The sequence below is a fragment of the Maribacter spongiae genome, assembly GCF_047345125.1.
In the GTDB taxonomy this organism is placed as follows: Bacteria; Bacteroidota; Bacteroidia; order Flavobacteriales; family Flavobacteriaceae; genus Maribacter.
Genome location: NZ_JBLFEQ010000007.1, coordinates 167,506 through 186,292, shown reverse-complemented (window position 1 = coordinate 186,292; position 18,787 = coordinate 167,506). Strand labels below are relative to the sequence as shown.

Genomic DNA, 18,787 nt, shown 5'->3' with positions numbered 1-18,787 from the left:
TCTTAAATCAACACTAAAATCAACTATATGAACGATGTAATTATCAAGGACAACGCTTTCTTGCGTCAATTTGAAACAAGAGTAGACGGTCATTTGGCTAAAATCGAATACTCTTCCCAAGAAAGGAAAGTCTTCTTGACCAAACTCGTGGTTCCCGAAGAAATTACCAAAGAAGGTTTTAAGGAAGGTTTTATCAAATCCGTTCTTCACCATATTCAAGAGCAAAACCAACGTGTTGTTCCTACAAGCCCTCAAATTGCAGGATTCCTAAGGAAAAACAGACAATACAAAGAAATGTTGCCCGTAGGCATTAGAATCTAGATTTCGAAAAACCTCTCCACTCGAGAGGTTTTTTCATATTTCAATTTCTGTTTTTACAAAATCAAACCGGACCGATCCGTCTTCGGCAATCTCTTTGAGTTTTGCCTTATGGAGCGTATTCACCAATTTCGGGTTCCAGGGTGTCTTTACCTTAATGTAATTTTCGGTAAATCCATGGATATAGCCCTCTTTATTCTCTCCTTCCAAAAGAATGTTCCGCTCCGCTCCTAACTGCCCCTCATAAAAGGCCCTCCTTTTTTTTACGGACAATCCCCGTAGCATCCTACTACGTTTGTTCCTTATTTCCTTAGGAACAACGGCTTTCATAACGGCAGCTTCGGTATTATCCCTTTCGGAATAGGTGAAAACATGCAGGTACGAAATATCCAATTCATTCAAAAAATGATAGGTTTCTAAAAAATGTTCATCGGTCTCCCCGGGGAACCCTACGATAACGTCCACTCCTATACAACAGTGCGGGATTACTTGCTTGATTTTCCGGACACGCTCCCGGTATAAATCCGTGAGATACCTACGCTTCATTAATTTCAATAAATCATCACTTCCACTTTGCAATGGAATGTGAAAATGCGGAACAAAGGTTTTACTTTGGGCCACAAAATCTATGGTTTCATTCTTTAAAAGATTGGGCTCTATGGACGAAATACGCAGACGGTGAATCCCTTTTACTTCATCCAGGGCCCTGACCAGATCCAAAAATGTATGTTGGTGCTTTTTATTTCCAAATTCCCCCTTACCATAATCCCCGATATTTACTCCGGTAAGCACAATTTCCTTAATGCCCTGTGCAGAAATCTCCTCGGCATTTTTAAGCACATTGGAAAGGGTATCACTTCTTGAAATCCCTCTGGCCAAGGGGATGGTGCAATAGGTGCATTTATAGTCACAGCCGTCCTGAACCTTTAAAAAAGCCCTTGTTCGGTCTCCAACAGCATAACTTCCCACATAAAAATCCGCTTCTTCTATCTCGCAGGAATGCACTTCCCCATAATCGTTTTTAGTAAGGTCATCAACATAATCCGTAATCTTGAACTTCTCCGTCGCCCCCAATACCAAATCTACACCGTCAACGGCGGCTAGTTCCTCTGGTTTTAATTGGGCATAACACCCTACGGCGGCCACAAAAGCCCCTGGATTGGATTTTTGGGCCTGTTTTACAATAGTCTTGAATTTCTTGTCCGCATTCTCGGTTACGGAACAGGTATTGATAACATACATATCGGCTTTTTCGGAAAAATCAACCCGATCGAAGCCTTCTTTTATAAAGCCACGGGCTATGGTAGAAGTTTCTGAAAAATTAAGTTTGCAACCCAAGGTATAAAAAGCGACTTTCTTCCTTGTGCCGGGCTTGTTTTGGCCTTTATTTAATTCAGTAATTTGCATTACAACTGATTCTGATTTCCGAAATTGAGGCTACAAAGATATACAAAAGCCATGGGGCGATTCATATATGGTGTTACACAATATTTTATAGAGGAAAAAGAAATCTATCAGGAAAAATAGGATAAGCGAACAGCACATTAATTTTCACAAAACTGTTCATTGCCCACTGCTAATTGTTCACTGCTAACTGTTTACTGAAACTAATAATTCCTCCACTTTTTAGTCAATTCAAACACATGATTCAAAATATCCGCTTCTGTCTCATTAAATTCCACGCCTCTCCGTGCCATCATTACCCTGGCCGCTTCAAATGCTTTTTTTGGCATATACGCGGAAAAGCCCGAAGCCCCTCCCCAACTAAAGCTAGGAATAAAATTCCGGGGAAATCCCGGTACATAAATATTTGAATTCACGCCGATTACGGTCCCCGTATTGAACATGGTATTAATGGCCGTTTTGCTATGGTCCCCCATCATAAGTCCGCAAAACTGTAGGCCGGTCTGCTCAAACTTCTCCGTAGCGTAGTTCCACAACCTTACTTTAGCATAATTATTTTTTAGGTTGGAATTATTGGAATCCGCCCCAATATTGCACCATTCCCCCAAAACGGCATTTCCCAAATAACCTTCGTGCCCCTTACTGGAATATCCGAAGATTACGGCATTGCTCACCTCTCCACAAACTTTGCTATGTGGCCCAATGGTCGTGGCTCCATAGAGTTTACCGCCCATCTTCACAACGGCATGATCACATAAGGCCAATCCACCACGCACCAGGCTACCTTCCCATATTTCGGCATTTTTTCCCAAATATATAGGGCCATCGGTAGCGTTTAAAATACTGTACTCCACTTTGGCACCTTCCTCCAGAAATATACGTTCCGGATGAACAAGATTGTTGGTGGCAGAAATCGGTTGGCTTTTACGGCCTTTTGTCAAAAAATCAAAATCGGCTTGCAATGCTTCCGCGTTTTTTGAAAAGATATCCCAGGTATGCTCAATTTGAAAAACACTTTGGTCATAATCGATTTTTTGGAAGCCCCCCCAATCAGGGGCTCTCTTGACCTCATTAGATCGATATGCAATTACGGTGTCCCGGGATATGAGTACTTGATTGGATTCCAAAGCGGTAATGGCCGAAATCAATGTGGCATCCGGTAAAACGGAAGCGTTTATCAAGGTATTTTTGGAAGCCTCCACCAAAGGAAATTTTCGGCTCAAATAATCTTCCGTGAGGTATGAAATTTTCGTTTTTAAATGAGTTTCCCATTTTTCTTTAATGGTCATAATCCCCACCCGTATCTCCGCAACGGGCCGTGTAAAGGTAAAGGGCAGTAAATTATCCCGTACAGGACCATCAAAAAGTATATAGTTCATAGGTGTACAATTTATACTAAATTAAATAAACCATATGTTCTTAAAACCAATAAATAGATAATCCCCAAAAATATTGGGTGTACTCAAAAAAAAAGCCCCCGATGTACATCGGGGGCATATATTTGAAAAAACAAAATCTTCTTATTCCTCCTCCGTCTTGGCGGCAGGCTTGGAAAACTTCTTGTACTTGTTCTTAAATTTATCGATACGGCCAGCGGTATCCAAAAATTTGGCCTTACCTGTATAAAAGGGATGTGAGGTTCTTGAAATCTCCAACTTCACCAATGGGTACTCAACACCATCCACTTCTAATGTTTCTTTGGTATCCGCCGTTGATTTTGTAATAAACACTTCCTCGTTGGACATGTCCTTAAAGGCTACTAATCTATAATTTTCCGGGTGTATTCCTTTTTGCATTCTAGTAAAATTTAACATGCCCGTTCCAACAGGCACTTATTTTAAGTTTGCAAATTTAGTCAAATTCCATGAATGTACAATTACAACTCAAAAAAACATGGTAAATTTATCTTAAATTTAATGTAACAAATACCGCTTCTTTTATACCCATATTAAGAATCAACCTATAAACCAATAGAAAATGGAAGAAAATCAACCAAAAACAGGAAAATTTGCACTCACCTATGGTCTTATACTAGGAGGGATAAGCGTAATCTTTGCGCTCATGTTATTTTCTATGGATATACACTATCAAAGAGGAATCCCGGTAATGATCGTAAGTCTAATTCTGTTCCTGGCGGCCATCATCATCGCTATGGTCCAATTCAAAAAAGCCAATAATGGCTATATGTCTTTTGCGGAAGGATTAAAAATAGGTGTTGGTGTGTGTTTGATCGGAGGCATCATAGGCATTTTCTTTAATCAGATAATGGCAAATGTCATAGATCCGGAAATGATGGCAAAGGCCCTGGCCTACCAAAAAGACCAGTTAATGCAGACTACGGCATTGACGCCTGATCAAATCGACGCACAATTGGAAATGGGGAAAAAATTCTCCACCCCTACCATGCAAATTCTTTTTGGACTCATTTTTAGTCTGTTCATTGGTTTTATCTTTTCTTTAATTCCCGCATTGGTCCTGAAAAGGCAAGAAAATCTGAACTAATTTGTACTTTTGACGGGAATTCCAGAAGCAACATATGCAGCTATCCATTGTAATTCCCTTACTTAATGAAGAAGAATCGTTACAGGAGCTTCATGATTGGATCGTATCCGTAATGCGATCCCATCATTTTTTATACGAAATCTTGTTCGTGGACGATGGCAGCACGGACAATTCCTGGGATGTTGTTTCCAGACTTTCACAAAACAGCCCAAATGTTAGCGGTATCCGGTTTCTCCAGAATTTCGGAAAATCCCAGGCCCTGCATGCAGGTTTTAAAAAGGCCAAGGGAAACGTGGTCATCACCATGGATGCCGATTTGCAGGACAATCCGGAGGAAATCCCCGAGATGTACCAGATGATTGCCCAAGAAAATTACCAACTCGTCTCCGGATGGAAGAAAAAAAGATACGATTCCATAATCTTTAAAAACCTCCCTTCCAAATTATTCAACTGGGCGGCCAGAAGGACATCGGGTGTTAAATTGCACGACTTTAATTGTGGACTCAAGGCGTATGACCGTGTCGTAATAAAAACGATCGAGGTCTCCGGTGAAATGCACCGTTACATTCCGGTATTGGCAAAAAATGCGGGGTTTTCTAAAATTGGGGAAAAAGTAGTGCAGCACCAGTCACGTAAATACGGTAAAACAAAATTTGGGATGGAACGATTTATAAATGGGTTTTTAGATTTGATCACTATTTGGTTCGTCTCCAAATTCGGCAAAAGGCCCATGCATTTATTCGGTGCCTTGGGGGTACTAATGTTTATCATAGGTTTTGGGTTTGCCCTATATTTAGGCGTAGACAAGCTATTTATCCATCCTTTTGGAAGGTTAATAACGGACAGGCCACAATTTTATATTGCCTTGATCTCCATGGTCATTGGAACACAACTTTTTCTGGCGGGGTTCCTGGGCGAAATATTGATCCGTTCCAAAAGGGAAGAAAACCGTTACATAGTTTCTGAACAAACAAATAACCAAAAAAAAGAAGAACTACATTCTTCATAAACCAATTTATACTAAAAACCAACTTAGAATGGATAACGTCCTTGACAGTGCTAAAAGCTGGCTAACCGATTTTTTTGATCCCGAGGTAAAAAAAGAAGTACAATCCTTAATCGATAATGACACCGAAGAACTTAAAGACCGATTCTATAAAAATATGGAGTTCGGTACCGGGGGAATGCGTGGTATTATGGGAGTTGGCACCAATAGAATAAACAAATATACCTTGGGAAAAAGCACCCAGGGCTTGAGCAATTACCTGAACAAGACCTATTCCGGGGAAGAAATTAAAGTAGTGATCGCCTATGATTGTAGGCATAACAGTGATACGTTGGCCAAAACGGTAGCGGAAGTTTTATCTGCCAATAACATAAAAGTATACCTATATTCCAGTTTACGGACTACCCCCCAACTTTCATTTTCCGTCAGGCACCTAAATTGTCATGCCGGCATTGTGTTGACGGCATCCCATAACCCACCGGAATATAACGGTTATAAAGTATATTGGACGGATGGTGGCCAAATAGTGCCGCCCCAAGATGGGGAAATCATATCAGAAATCGATGCACTGTCCTTTGAGGATATCAAATTCAATGTCAATGACGGTCTTATTGAACTAATAGATTCCGCAGTTGACGAGGCATTTATTAACGAATCCGTGAAAAATGGCAATTTCAATGCCTCCGGGAAGGACAATTTCAAAATTGTTTTTACATCCCTGCACGGTACTTCCATTACGGTCATACCCGAAGTATTGAAGCGGGCAGGCTATAAAAATGTGACGGTCATAGCCGAACAGGCAGAACCGGACGGTAATTTCCCTACCGTAAAATCCCCTAATCCGGAAGAGCCCGAAGCCTTGTCCATGGCAATCAAAAAAGCGGAGGAACTGGATGCCGATATGGTGGTGGGCACGGATCCCGATAGCGATCGTTTAGGTATAGCCGTACGGAATCTGGACGGGCAAATGGAAATCGTAAACGGAAATCAGGCCATGGTCCTTATGACACGGTTCCTTTTAGAAAAACAAAAAGAAAAAGGTTTTAAGGGAAATGAGTTCATTGCCACAACCATAGTATCCACGCCCATGATGGAAGTCATGGCAGAGGCTTATGGTGTTGAGTTCAAAACGGCGTTGACCGGTTTTAAATGGATCGGAAAAATGATCAAGGATTTTCCCCAGTCCCGATTCATTGGTGGTGGTGAAGAAAGTTTTGGATATATGGTAGGTGATTTTGTACGGGATAAAGATGCCGTTACAGCAACCCTATTGGCATGCGAAATTGCGGCACAGGCCAAAGCCAATGGCAGTTCTTTTTATGAGGATCTGATCGATTGTTATGTACATTATGGTTTTTACAAGGAACATTTGATTTCCCTGACCAAGAAGGGAATCAGTGGAGCCGAGGAAATCAAACAGATGCTGAAGGATTTTAAGGAAAATCCTGTGTCGTCCGTGGCCGGCTCCCAGATAAAATGGATAGAAGATTACAACACCTCCATGGCCAAAAATGTATTAACGGGAGAAGAAAAAGCCATTGATCTTCCAAAAGCCAATGTATTGATCTATGAGACCGAAGATGGCACCAGAATAGCCGCCAGGCCCAGTGGTACGGAACCAAAGGTGAAATTTTACATCAGCACCAATACTTCTTTGGATTCGGCCAACAACTATAAAAAGGTAACCGAACAGCTGAATGCCAAAATACGGAACATTGTTAGCGAGCTTAATTTAGGGTAATGGAATATTTTAAAAAAATCCTTCGCTTTGCAAGGCCTTATAAGGTTTATGCTTTTCTTAATATTGTATCCAATATTTTCTACGCCCTTTTTGCCACTTTGGCTATGATTTCTTTATTTCCAATGTTGGCGGTCCTTTTTAAGCAGACCAAACCGGTTTGTCAAAAACCCATTTGGCAAGGTTTAGCACAGGGAAAGGAATATATTATGGAATACCTAAACTATTTTGTTACGCAAAAAAGCGAGGCCGGCAGTTCGGGGGATACGTTACTTTTTATGGTAGGAATCGTAATCTCTATGTTCTTTTTAAAAAACCTATTTGGCTATTTAGCCATGTATTTCATTACGTTTTTACGAAATGGTGTTTTAAAGGATTTAAGAAATGAATTATACCATAAGACCATAACTCTTCCCATTTCCTTCTATTCAGAAAAAAGAAAAGGAGATACCATTGCCCGTATTACATCGGATGTGCTGGAGATTCAACATTCCTTTTTGTCAATTCTAGAACTTGTGGTCAGGGAACCCTTGACCATTCTTTTTACGATTATAGCAATGCTGTCCATCAGCCCTAAATTAACCCTGTTCGTTTTTTTATTTCTTCCCGTTTCAGGGTTTTTAATTTCCCTAATCGGTAAATCGTTAAAACGAAAATCCGATAAGGTCCAAAAAGAACAGGGATATTTTCTGTCCATCTTAGAAGAGACCTTAGGGGGGTTGCGGGTTATTAAGGCATTTAATGCCGAATCTCGGTTTTACGATACTTTTAAAAAATCTACAAGGCGATTCTATAATTTTTCCAACAGCTTGCTCAATAGACAAAATTTAGCTTCTCCCACGAGTGAATTCTTTGGAATAGCTGCTATAGGTGTCATTTTATGGTATGGTGGTCAAATGGTCCTGGTAGAAAAAACACTGAAACCGGAACTCTTTATTACCTATATGGGGCTGGCTTATCAAATTTTAACCCCGGCAAAAGCCATAAGCAAGGCTTCCTATGGTGTTAAAAAGGGAAATGCGGCCGCAGAGCGTGTTCTGGAAATATTGGAGACCGAAAACCCGATTGCGGAAATTGCGGACCCCGTTGAAAAGGATACTTTTGAAGATCATGTTTCCCTAGAAAACATTTCTTTTAAATATGAGGACGAATACGTACTCAAAAACTTTGATTTAACGGTTCCCAAGGGTAACACCATAGCCTTGGTGGGGCAATCGGGAAGCGGAAAAAGCACCATTGCCAACCTGATCACCCGGTTTTACGATGTAAATGAAGGAGAGATTAAAATCGATGGCACCAACATCAAAGACCTTAAAAAAGAATCGCTTCGCGGGCTTATGGGCCTGGTTACACAAGATTCCATTCTTTTTAATGATACGGTCAAAAACAATATTGGTCTTGGCAAGAAAGACGCCACGCAGGAAGAAATCATAGAAGCCGCCAAAATTGCCAACGCCCACGATTTTATTATGGAGCTCCCGGAAGGATATGACACCAATATCGGTGATGGTGGAAACAAGCTCAGTGGAGGGCAAAAACAACGCCTTTCCATAGCACGGGCCGTACTTAAAAACCCTCCTATTATGATTTTGGACGAGGCTACATCAGCTTTGGATACCGAAAGTGAACGTTTGGTACAAGATGCTCTTGAGAAAATGATGCAAAACAGAACTTCAATTGTTATTGCTCACCGTCTTTCAACCATTCAAAAAGCGGATAACATTATCGTATTGCAAAAAGGTGAAATCGTTGAGCAAGGTTCCCATACCGAGCTTATGGCCAAGAAAGGCACCTACAAAAAATTGGTTGCGATGCAGTCCTTAGGGTAAAAAATAAGATCTAAAATCGATTACTTAAAAGAGTCCAAGTCCTTTCCCTATAAACTTGAGCAAAATAAAATGGGAGATTATCTCCTATCTTAACTTATGGTACAGGAGAATATCGCATACTTCCCGCTGGTAAAGAGATGGTGTAAATCCTATTAAAATTTATAAATCCGTCTTAGGCAATTAAACCTTTTTCTAACTTTATGGTCAAAAGGTAAACCAAATTCAATTCGGATTGCTAACAGAGGAGACCCTGGTTCGGAAATTAAAGTCCAAGGATACGCAATCACGTGCCTTTGAGGTGTTGGTAAGCACCCATAAGGAACGTTTGTATTGGCATATTCGTCGGATCGTTTTAAACCATGACGATGCCGATGATGTATTGCAGAATACCTTTATAAAAGTATACAGGAATATAGAAAGTTTTAAGGGCGATAGCAAACTGTATTCCTGGATGTACCGTATAGGCACCAACGAAGCTTTGAGCTATTTAAGCCAAAGGTCAAAAAAATTAGGCCTTTCGGATGGGGAGTATCAGGATAGAATGCTAGCTAATTTAGAAGCAGATGTCTATTTTGAGGGAGACGAAATTCAGATGAAATTGCAAAAGGCCATAGCCATGCTTCCGGAAAAACAAAAGTTGGTCTTTACTATGAAATATTTTGATGGGATGAAATATGAAGAAATTTCAGAAATATTGGAAACTTCGGTAGGTGGGTTAAAAGCATCCTATCACCTTGCCGTAAAAAAGGTGGAAAGCCTTTTGAAGGAATCATAACCCAAATTCCTAATCAAAAATCAAAATTGAAACATGAAAACAGACCCTAAGAAAAAACCGTTTAAAGTGCCAGAAGGCTATTTTGATGGTTTTGAGGATACTTTAAAGGAACGGATTTCCCAAGAAAGTCCGGTTATTCCTAAAAGTGATGGTTTTAAACTTCCGGAAGGTTATTTTGACACACTGGAAGGTAAACTCGATAAAAAGCTTCAAGAAAGGCCCAAGGTCGTTCGGTTAAATCCGTATCACAACCATTATAGGGTAGCAGCTGCCATTGCGGCCGTGGTTTTAGTTATTTTTGGTGTAGCTACATGGAATACGGAAAAGGAAATACGGTTTAAAGATTTGGCCAATGCGGATTTAGAAGCCTACTTTGAAAATAACGATTTGGGGCTGTCTTCCTACGAAATTGCCGAAGTACTTCCTATGGATGAAATGGAAATAACGGATATTATGGAAAGTCAAATCAAAGAAGAAAACATACTTGAATATCTGAACGAAACCATTGACCATTTGGAAGAATTAAATACTAAAGAAGATGAATAAAATATTATTTTACATACTATTTTCTTTTACCATGGCAAGCTTTGCCCAGGAAAGACCCTATAGGGAAAAGATAAAATCCCTTAAGGTAGCCTTTATTACGGAGCGACTTGGTCTTACAAGTAAAGAAGCCCAAATCTTCTGGCCCGTTTATAATGTCCATGAAGAGCAAATGGAAACCTTTAGGCGGGAACGACAGGAGATAAGGGAACCTTTGAGAAACATAACCACCTTAAGCGATAAACAGGCGGATGATTTGGTGGACAGGTTCATTGCCCTAGAGAAAGAAAAACAAAAAGAACTGGAATCTTTTATTGCCGAAATAAAAAAAATCATTTCTTCTAAAAAAACGATTCTTTTAATGAAAGCCGAAGATGATTTTAAACGGCGCCTCATTAAACAATACAGAAACAATCGGCGAGTCCCTCGATAAATAGAACATTTCTTAAAGCTGATTACCCCAGAGAAATGCTTTCGATTAAAATATTCGATGTACTACATACAAAAGAAGCCAATAGGTTCCTTTTTTCATTAAACCTTGTCCGTTCATACCAGTCAAAGTAGTATAACATATCCTGAATTAATTTCAGGAAAAAAATTGTAAAACTATGAGAGATTTAAAAATTGTTTTGGCCGTACTGGTATTAATGGGTGCCTTATTTTCAGGCAATGCGCAACGAAAGGTAGTAAAGACATACCCTAAACATGGAACGCTGGTAACTACCGTGCATAAACCCAAAATAGTCGTATATAAAAATAACAACTATTATTATGCGAATGGTATATGGTACAGACCCAAGGGAAAAAAGTATGTAGTTTGTGCCGCACCCATTGGCATCCAAATACGAAAATTGCCCAGAGGCAATAAAGTTGTTGTGATCAATGGCAGAAAATTATACAAATACAAAGGTATTTGGTACAAGAAAAAAGGACGGGGTTATATTGTGGTCAACGTTTGACCAAGAACTCATCTTAGTGGAATAAGGGTATTAAAAACACCCCTATTCCACTCAATGTATCATAAAATACATATTACTTAAAAACAAGCCTTGAAATACGGTTCTTCCCAGCGGCATAAGCAATGTTCCCGTTCAAAAACAGAAGCGTGTAAAAACCTTCATCGGACAATTGGTTCCAGGTCCGGCCCATATCCTGGGAATAGGAAATTCCGGTAAAACCAGTGGCTACGATTCCCGTACCATTGGAATTGGGCACAAACTGAACACAACTCTTGTAACCGGGGCCCATACCATTCGCCAATAATTGCCAGGTCTTCCCGCCATCCTTTGTAATGGCCTTGTTCGCTTCATTGCCATCAGGTCTTGTATAATCCCCACCAATGGCTACGCCCAAATCCGTATCATAAAAATCGATGGAATATATACCTTCGGTAGCTTCTTCGGTTTTAACGGGCGTTGTAAAGCTTTCCCATGTCTTGCCTTTATCCGATGAGTATAAGATTCTCTTGGTGGTAGCGATCCATGTATGGTCACCATAGACCTCTATATTGGTATTACTGGCGGCAAAAGCACCTTCGCCCTCAATAAATTCAGGAATATCGGAACACAGTGATTTATTCCATGTGTTTCCACCATCACGGGTTATTAGTATGCTCAGGCAACCTTTTACATTATCACCTATCGCAATACCTTCCGTATCGTTCCAAAAACGCATCGCATCATAAAAAACGGCCTCGTCCTCTTCCATATATACCAAATCCATTCTACCCCTGTCACCAGTTTTGTACAATAGGGCCGGATTAGCTACCGATAACATAAAAAAATCGGTCGGCGTATGGGTCACGGCCCTGAATTCAGGGATAACCGTATGGTATTTCATGGTATTGGTACGCACTTTACCCGAAGGTAGGTCAATAGTACCATAGATTCCCTTGTTTCCGGCAAAGGCTAGGGTATTTCCATCCAAAAATTCAATGGCCCGGATGCTTACGGAATCTGAATAAATGGTCTCGATTTCAACAGCGGTAAAAGGCTTCCGTACAGGTTTATCCGTACAGGAAAACAAACTGCAGGCCATCAAGAAAAGAACGAATGATCGCATAGCTACAAAGTTCCTCAAAAATAAACGAAATCACTTCTAAAACAATACCTTTGCTACCCTTTTTAAAGGCCATAAGCAATTAAATAATGTGGGCGTATAAATTCTTGGAAATCGGATTTAACAATATGCGAGCTAATAACCCCATAACCATACCAGAATGAAACTACATAGAAACTTAGTGTTTGCCGTTATAGATGCCTTGAACCTTATTTTTAACGAAGGGGAATATGCGGACAAGGTGGTACAAAAGGTATTGAAGTTTGACAAACGTTGGGGAGCACGTGATCGAGGCTTTATTGCCGAGACTACCTATGAAATGGTACGGTACAAAAGGTTGTATACTGAAATTGCCGATGTAAAAGCTCCTTTTAGCCGATCAAACCTGTTCCGTATGTGGGCCGTTTGGGCCGTTTTAAAGGGAATACGGTTACCTGATTGGAAACAAATAGAACCCACACCGGAGCGACGCATAAAAGGAAAGTTCGATGAACTTACCAAAATACGAAAGTACCGGGAAGCGGTACCGGATTGGATAGATGAACTTTGCGTGAAAAGCTTGGGGGAAAAACTCTGGACGGCCGAAATTGCCAAACTTAACGAACCTGCCGAAGTTATCTTGCGTACCAACACCTTAAAGACGACCAAGGAAAAATTACGAAAAACCCTATTGGATGAAGGTATCGTAGCGGAGCCTATAAAAGGGTATCCCCTAGCCTTACGCCTACCCGAACGTGCCAATGTATTCGTAACCCAAGCCTTTAAAAATGGCCTCTTTGAGGTACAGGACGCCTCCTCCCAATTGGTCGCCGAACTGTTGGATGTTCAACCGGGGCAACGTGTGGTAGATACCTGTGCCGGAGCCGGTGGCAAATCCCTCCATTTGGCAGGACTTATGGAAAATAAGGGGCAATTGATCGCAATGGACATTTACGAAAGTAAACTGAAAGAACTCAAACGCAGGGCCCGAAGGAATGGGGTACATAATATTGAACCACGGGTCATAGATTCCACCAAAATCATAAAAAAACTATATGGCAGTGCAGATCGTGTACTGATCGATGCTCCATGTACGGGTCTTGGTGTTATCCGCAGAAATCCGGATACCAAATGGAAAATGCAACCGGAATTCTTGGAAAAAATCACTAAAGTGCAACATGACATTCTTCGTTCCTATAGTAAAATTGTAAAACCGGGCGGAAAAATGGTATATGCTACCTGTTCTATACTACCACAGGAAAATCACGATCAAATAACCTCTTTTTTAGCTTCTGAAGAAGGTAAGGATTTTACCCTGGAGAAAGAAAAGAAAATCTATGCTTCAAAAAGTGGTTTTGACGGGTTTTATATGGCCTTATTGATCAAGAAATAACCTTCTTCAATTATACATACCGAATACTACTTCATACTAACTACCAAATACCGACTACTAAATACCGGATACCATATCTTCATTCCCAATATCTTAAATTCGACGAGATACGTTTAATAAAACTATTACCTCCGATAAATATCGTCCTTCCCAAAAATTAATCAGTAATTAAAGTTACCCTCATTCGACTATTTATAAATCTATATCAAAATCGAACTTTCACTCAAAACCTAACTAAACAATGATCTTGATTATTCTTTTTATCGCCGCTTGTTTTTTGGCGTATAGCAACGGGGCCAATGACAATTTTAAAGGAGTGGCAACTTTATTCGGTAGCGGAACCACTAACTATAAAAAAGCCATAGTTTGGGCCACGACCACTACTTTCGCAGGTTCTATTGCCGCTATTTTCTTAGCAGGCACCCTGGTCAAGAATTTTTCAGGAAAAGGTCTTGTCCCCGATACTTTGATCCAATCCCCCGAGTTTGCCATTTCCATAGCCTTAGGTGCGGCATTGACAGTTTTTATTGCCACAAAAATTGGAATGCCCATATCCACAACACATAGTTTGGTGGGGGCTTTGTTCGGGAGTGGTGTTGTCGCCGTTGGTACGGCATTTAATTTTACAAAACTGGGCAATACTTTTTTAATGCCCTTAATCGTCAGCCCACTTATGGCAGCAATCGTTAGTTTATTGGCTTACCTTCTTTTTCGAAAATTACGGGTCGTCGTGGGTGTCAACAAAGAAACCTGTATCTGTGTGGGGGCTGAAAAAATTCCTGTGATAAAAACAGGGAATACAAATGAGTTTCTAACCTTGGAGACCGAATCCCCAAGGATTGTTAATCTTATGGATGAAAAGGAATGCATCGAAAAGTACAAAGGAAATTTCATCGGTATCAATGCACAAAAAATGCTGGATTTTGCCCATTATTTAAGTGCAGGAATCGTGAGTTTTGCAAGAGGGTTGAATGATACCCCGAAAATTGTCGGCCTTCTGATAGTAATTAATGCGCTGAACATTAAATGGGGGATGATTTCCGTTGCGATCGCAATGGCTATAGGAGGGTTATTAAACGCAAAAAAAGTAGGGGAACTAATGAGCAAAAAGATTACCCCTATGAATAATGGACAAGGGTTTACCGCAAATCTGGTGACCGGATTATTGGTTACTACGGCCAGTGTACACGGATTACCGGTTTCAACAACACACGTATCCGTAGGGTCAATTTTTGGCATAGGCACCGTAACGAAAAAAGCGGATTTAAAAGTGATACGGAACATATTATTATCCTGGGTCTTGACCTTACCGATTGCGGCCATTTGCAGTGCCTCTATTTATGGGGTGTTCCTTTATCTAAAATAATAAAACGGTTTATTCAATGCTTTAGGTATTTTATATTGATAATTGAAGCCAACGTTAATAAAAGTTGCGTTACGTGTAGTTAGGGTAATCAACATCCATGGTTCAAAACTGTTTTGAATAACCGCAAATAATGACATATAAAATGGTAAATTTGCATTTTCTATTTTGCAAAAGAACAACGCCAATATGATTCATTTCTTTGGGGACGCCAACAGCAAGGTTTTTGCCGTCCAGACCGCTCAAGAAATTACCACAACAGACGAAAAAAAATTAACATGGTTGTTCGGCAACCGCCCCAAACTCAACATGGCGTCTCTTGACGCCTTTTTTGTCGGTCCACGTGCCGCCATGGTTACCCCATGGAGTACCAATGCCACGGAAATTACACAAAACATGGGGATTAACGGGATTATCCGTATCGAGGAATTCCGATCGGTAACAGCGGATTTCTCGGATTATGACCCCATGCTATCGCAAAAATATACCGTACTGGATCAAGAAATATATACGGTGGACATTGTTCCCGAATCCATTATAGAGATTGAGGATATTGCCGCTTATAACCAGCAGGAAGGTTTAGCGTTAAGCCAAGATGAAGTGGACTACCTAAATGCCCTTTCTAAAAAACTGGACCGCAAACTTACGGACTCTGAAGTGTTTGGTTTCAGTCAGGTAAATTCAGAACACTGTCGCCACAAAATATTTAACGGCACCTTTATTATTGATGGGGAAGAAAAGCCGGCATCGCTATTTAAGCTTATAAAAAAGACATCGGAAACCCACCCTAATACTATTGTTTCGGCCTATAAGGATAATGTGGCCTTTATAAAAGGTCCCAAAGCGGTACAATTTGCACCCAAAAGTGCCGATAAACCCGATTTTTATGAAGAACAGGAATTTGAATCGGTCTTGTCCCTAAAAGCGGAAACACACAATTTTCCCACGACCGTAGAACCCTTTAACGGAGCCGCAACAGGTTCCGGGGGAGAAATCCGCGATCGTCTTGCAGGGGGGAAAGGTTCCTTGCCCTTGGCAGGAACTGCCGTATACATGACGGCATATTCCCGATTGGAGGAAAATAGGGAATGGGAAAAAGGGATGCCCGAACGTGAGTGGCTGTACCAAACCCCAATGGATATATTAATAAAAGCCTCTAACGGGGCATCGGATTTTGGGAATAAATTTGGCCAGCCCTTGATCGCAGGTTCCGTACTGACTTTTGAGTATAATGAAACCGAATCGTCCAACGGAACGGAAACAAGAAAATTGGGTTATGACAAGGTCATCATGCAGGCAGGGGGTATCGGTTATGGCAAACTGGACCAAGCCTTAAAGGATATACCGCGAAAAGGCGATAAGATAATTATCCTGGGAGGGGACAACTATAGGATCGGTATGGGTGGAGCTGCCGTTTCCAGTGCGGATACGGGCGAATTTGAATCGGCCATAGAATTGAATGCCGTACAACGCTCCAACCCGGAAATGCAAAAACGTGCTGCCAATGCCATCCGTGGATTGGTAGAAAGCAAGAAAAACCCTATTGTTTCCATTCATGATCATGGTGCGGGCGGACATTTAAACTGCCTTTCCGAATTGGTAGAAGAAACGGGCGGACATATTAATTTGGATAAACTCCCCGTGGGCGACCCTACCCTATCGGCCAAAGAAATAATCGGTAACGAGAGCCAGGAACGTATGGGCCTTGTTATTGATGAGGAAGGAAAAAGTCTATTAAAAAGAATTGCCGATCGTGAACGTTCGCCCATGTATGACGTGGGCGATGTTACGGGAAAACACCGTTTTACGTTTGAATCCGGCACCAAAGGGGACAAGCCTATGGATTTGGAACTTTCCGATATGTTCGGAAGTTCGCCCAAGACCATTATGGAAGACTCAAAAGTTGAAATCCAGTATAAAAACCCCGAATATTCGCTGGAATTTTTTCATGACTATCTGGAACAGGTATTGCAGTTGGAAGCCGTGGCCTGTAAGGATTGGTTGACCAACAAGGTGGATCGCTGTGTTGGTGGCCATGTAGCCAAACAACAATGTGCGGGTCCCTTACAATTACCATTGAACAATTGCGGGGTAATGGCCTTGGATTTTAAGGGCCGGGAAGGTATAGCCACAAGTATTGGCCACTCCCCCATTTCCGGACTCATAGATCCGGAAGCGGGAAGCCGTAACAGTATTGCGGAAGCCTTGACCAATATTGTTTGGGCACCCTTAAAAGATGGGTTGCGATCGGTTTCCCTCTCCGCCAACTGGATGTGGCCCTGTAAGAACAAAGGCGAGGATGCCCGTTTATATGAAGCGGTAAAAGCGGTTTCCGAGTTTTCCATTGATCTGGGTATAAACGTACCAACAGGAAAAGACTCCCTTTCCATGAAACAGAAATATAAGGACGAGGAAGTCATCGCTCCCGGGACCGTAGTTATTTCCGCGGCCGGAAATTGTAATGATATCACCAAGGTGGTAGAGCCCGTCCTACAAAAAGAAGGTGGTACTATTTATTACATCGATCTCTCTCAGGACAACTTTAAATTGGGCGGTTCCTCTTTTGCCCAGGTGGTTAATGCCATTGGTAATGAAGCCCCTAATGTTTTGGACGCTTCGTATTTCAAAAACAGCTTTAATGCCATTCAAAGGTTAATTTCCAAAGGTCTTATTTTAGCGGGGCACGATATTGGTTCGGGAGGATTACTGACCACTTTATTGGAAATGTGTTTTGCCGATAATGATTTGGGTGCGGAATTGGATCTGACCTCTTTGGGAGAAGCGGATACCATTAAATTATTATTTTCGGAAAATATCGGTGTGGTCATACAGGCAAAGGATGACACCGTTGCCACAACACTAAAAAACGAAGGAATCCACATCCATGCTATTGGAAAAGTATCCTCCAAGGGGGAACTCAATATTAAAAACCACGGAATCGACATTGGTTTAAATGTAACATCACTTCGTGATACCTGGTATAGAACATCCTATTTATTGGATGATAAGCAAACCTCGAACGGTTTGGCCAAAGTTCGGTATGAACAGTATAAAAAGCAGCCCTTACATTATAATTTCCCCGAAAATTTTACGGGCTTAATCGCCGGACCAAATGGAGAAGAAAGGCCCAAGGCCGCAATTCTACGTGAGAAAGGCAGTAATTCCGAACGTGAAATGGCCAACGCCATGTACCTGGCAGGGTTTGATGTAAAGGATGTTCATATGACCGATTTGATTTCCGGTCGGGAAACTTTGGAAGACATCCAATTTATCGGAGCTGTAGGTGGGTTCTCCAACTCCGATGTCCTGGGAAGTGCCAAAGGTTGGGCCGGTGCCTTCAAATACAATGAAAAGGCCAATAAAGCGCTTAAAGATTTCTTTGCAAGACCTGATACCTTGTCCATAGGTATCTGTAATGGCTGCCAGTTATTCATGGAGTTGGACCTGATCAATCCCGAACATGGATCACATGGAAAAATGACGTACAACGATTCCGCTAAACACGAGAGCAATTTTACCTCCGTGAAAATCCAGAAGAACAATTCCGTGATGCTTTCCAATATGGAAGGTACCGCTTTGGGTGTTTGGATCTCGCATGGTGAAGGTAAATTTAGCTTGCCCCTTTCCGAGGAAAACTATGATATAGTCGCCAAATACGGATATGAAAGCTACCCTGCCAATCCCAACGGCAGTGATTTCAATACCGCCATGCTTTGTGATGCAACGGGCCGTCATTTGGTAACCATGCCCCATATTGAGCGTTCTATCTTCCCCTGGAACTGGGCATATTACCCAAAAGACAAAAAAGATACCGTTTCCCCTTGGTTGCAGGCTTTCATCAACGCAAGGGAATGGATCGACAATTTCCAATCGGTTTAA

Annotated in this window: 16 protein-coding genes; 12 read left to right on the top strand and 4 right to left on the bottom strand. The window is 41.3% G+C overall.

The genetic code is table 11. From position 1 onward, the window contains the following. Positions 1–27 precede the first annotated feature (27 nt). Positions 28–321 carry a GNAT family N-acetyltransferase gene (locus tag ACKWB9_RS11590; RefSeq protein WP_414003180.1) on the top strand — a complete coding sequence of 98 codons (294 nt, stop codon included), beginning with the start codon at positions 28–30 and terminating at the stop codon, positions 319–321. Positions 322–354: 33 nt separating this feature from the next. Here the strand turns inward: ACKWB9_RS11590 and mtaB are convergent, their stop codons facing one another. The 3 genes from mtaB to ACKWB9_RS11575 all read right to left on the bottom strand — a co-directional run bounded on the left by mtaB (position 355) and on the right by ACKWB9_RS11575 (position 3,518). Next, positions 355–1,725 (bottom strand): tRNA (N(6)-L-threonylcarbamoyladenosine(37)-C(2))-methylthiotransferase MtaB, encoded by a 1,371-nt coding sequence (mtaB, locus tag ACKWB9_RS11585; RefSeq protein WP_414003179.1) that lies wholly within the window; start codon positions 1,723–1,725, stop codon positions 355–357. A 200-nt stretch (positions 1,726–1,925) separates the two neighbouring features. Beyond that, a complete protein-coding gene (locus ACKWB9_RS11580; protein ID WP_414003178.1) occupies positions 1,926–3,101 on the bottom strand; it encodes a GlmU family protein in 1,176 nt (391 codons plus the stop codon). A 141-nt stretch (positions 3,102–3,242) separates the two neighbouring features. Next, positions 3,243–3,518 carry a type B 50S ribosomal protein L31 gene (locus tag ACKWB9_RS11575; RefSeq protein WP_414003177.1) on the bottom strand — a complete coding sequence of 92 codons (276 nt, stop codon included), beginning with the start codon at positions 3,516–3,518 and terminating at the stop codon, positions 3,243–3,245. 181 nt (positions 3,519–3,699) lie between these two features. Here ACKWB9_RS11575 and ACKWB9_RS11570 point away from each other — a divergent pair, with 181 nt between their 5' ends. From ACKWB9_RS11570 to ACKWB9_RS11535, 8 genes are all read left to right on the top strand, one after another. After that, positions 3,700–4,224, top strand: coding sequence for a DUF4199 domain-containing protein (locus ACKWB9_RS11570; RefSeq protein ID WP_414003176.1), 525 nt, complete (start codon positions 3,700–3,702; stop codon positions 4,222–4,224). Positions 4,225–4,258: 34 nt separating this feature from the next. Further along, entirely contained in the window at positions 4,259–5,233 is a 975-nt protein-coding gene (locus tag ACKWB9_RS11565) for a glycosyltransferase family 2 protein (protein ID WP_414003175.1), read from the top strand. 28 nt (positions 5,234–5,261) lie between these two features. Continuing rightward, on the top strand, positions 5,262–6,971 hold the full coding sequence (locus ACKWB9_RS11560; RefSeq protein WP_414003174.1) for a phospho-sugar mutase: 1,710 nt from the start codon (positions 5,262–5,264) through the stop codon (positions 6,969–6,971). Further along, positions 6,971–8,797, top strand: coding sequence for an ABC transporter ATP-binding protein (locus tag ACKWB9_RS11555; protein ID WP_414003173.1), 1,827 nt, complete (start codon positions 6,971–6,973; stop codon positions 8,795–8,797). Before ACKWB9_RS11560 ends, ACKWB9_RS11555 begins: the two co-directional genes overlap by 1 nt. Positions 8,798–9,029: 232 nt before the next feature. Further along, positions 9,030–9,572, top strand: coding sequence for an RNA polymerase sigma factor (locus ACKWB9_RS11550; protein ID WP_414003172.1), 543 nt, complete (start codon positions 9,030–9,032; stop codon positions 9,570–9,572). A gap of 33 nt (positions 9,573–9,605) precedes the next feature. Next, positions 9,606–10,118, top strand: coding sequence for a hypothetical protein (locus ACKWB9_RS11545; RefSeq protein ID WP_414003171.1), 513 nt, complete (start codon positions 9,606–9,608; stop codon positions 10,116–10,118). Next, complete coding sequence (locus ACKWB9_RS11540; RefSeq protein ID WP_414003170.1) at positions 10,111–10,548, top strand: hypothetical protein; 438 nt, start codon at positions 10,111–10,113, stop codon at positions 10,546–10,548. Before ACKWB9_RS11545 ends, ACKWB9_RS11540 begins: the two co-directional genes overlap by 8 nt. A gap of 175 nt (positions 10,549–10,723) precedes the next feature. Further along, positions 10,724–11,074, top strand: coding sequence for a DUF6515 family protein (locus ACKWB9_RS11535; protein WP_414003169.1), 351 nt, complete (start codon positions 10,724–10,726; stop codon positions 11,072–11,074). Positions 11,075–11,147: 73 nt separating this feature from the next. Here the strand turns inward: ACKWB9_RS11535 and ACKWB9_RS11530 are convergent, their stop codons facing one another. Continuing rightward, complete coding sequence (locus tag ACKWB9_RS11530) at positions 11,148–12,176, bottom strand: WD40/YVTN/BNR-like repeat-containing protein (protein WP_414003168.1); 1,029 nt, start codon at positions 12,174–12,176, stop codon at positions 11,148–11,150. 157 nt (positions 12,177–12,333) lie between these two features. Here ACKWB9_RS11530 and ACKWB9_RS11525 point away from each other — a divergent pair, with 157 nt between their 5' ends. The 3 genes from ACKWB9_RS11525 to purL all read left to right on the top strand — a co-directional run bounded on the left by ACKWB9_RS11525 (position 12,334) and on the right by purL (position 18,787). After that, positions 12,334–13,545: an RsmB/NOP family class I SAM-dependent RNA methyltransferase gene (locus tag ACKWB9_RS11525; protein WP_414003167.1), complete on the top strand. Its 1,212-nt coding sequence runs from the start codon at positions 12,334–12,336 to the stop codon at positions 13,543–13,545. A gap of 241 nt (positions 13,546–13,786) precedes the next feature. Continuing rightward, positions 13,787–14,911, top strand: a complete 1,125-nt coding sequence (locus ACKWB9_RS11520; protein WP_414003166.1) for an inorganic phosphate transporter — start codon at positions 13,787–13,789, stop codon at positions 14,909–14,911. A gap of 186 nt (positions 14,912–15,097) precedes the next feature. Beyond that, positions 15,098–18,787 (top strand): phosphoribosylformylglycinamidine synthase, encoded by a 3,690-nt coding sequence (gene purL, locus ACKWB9_RS11515; RefSeq protein ID WP_414003165.1) that lies wholly within the window; start codon positions 15,098–15,100, stop codon positions 18,785–18,787.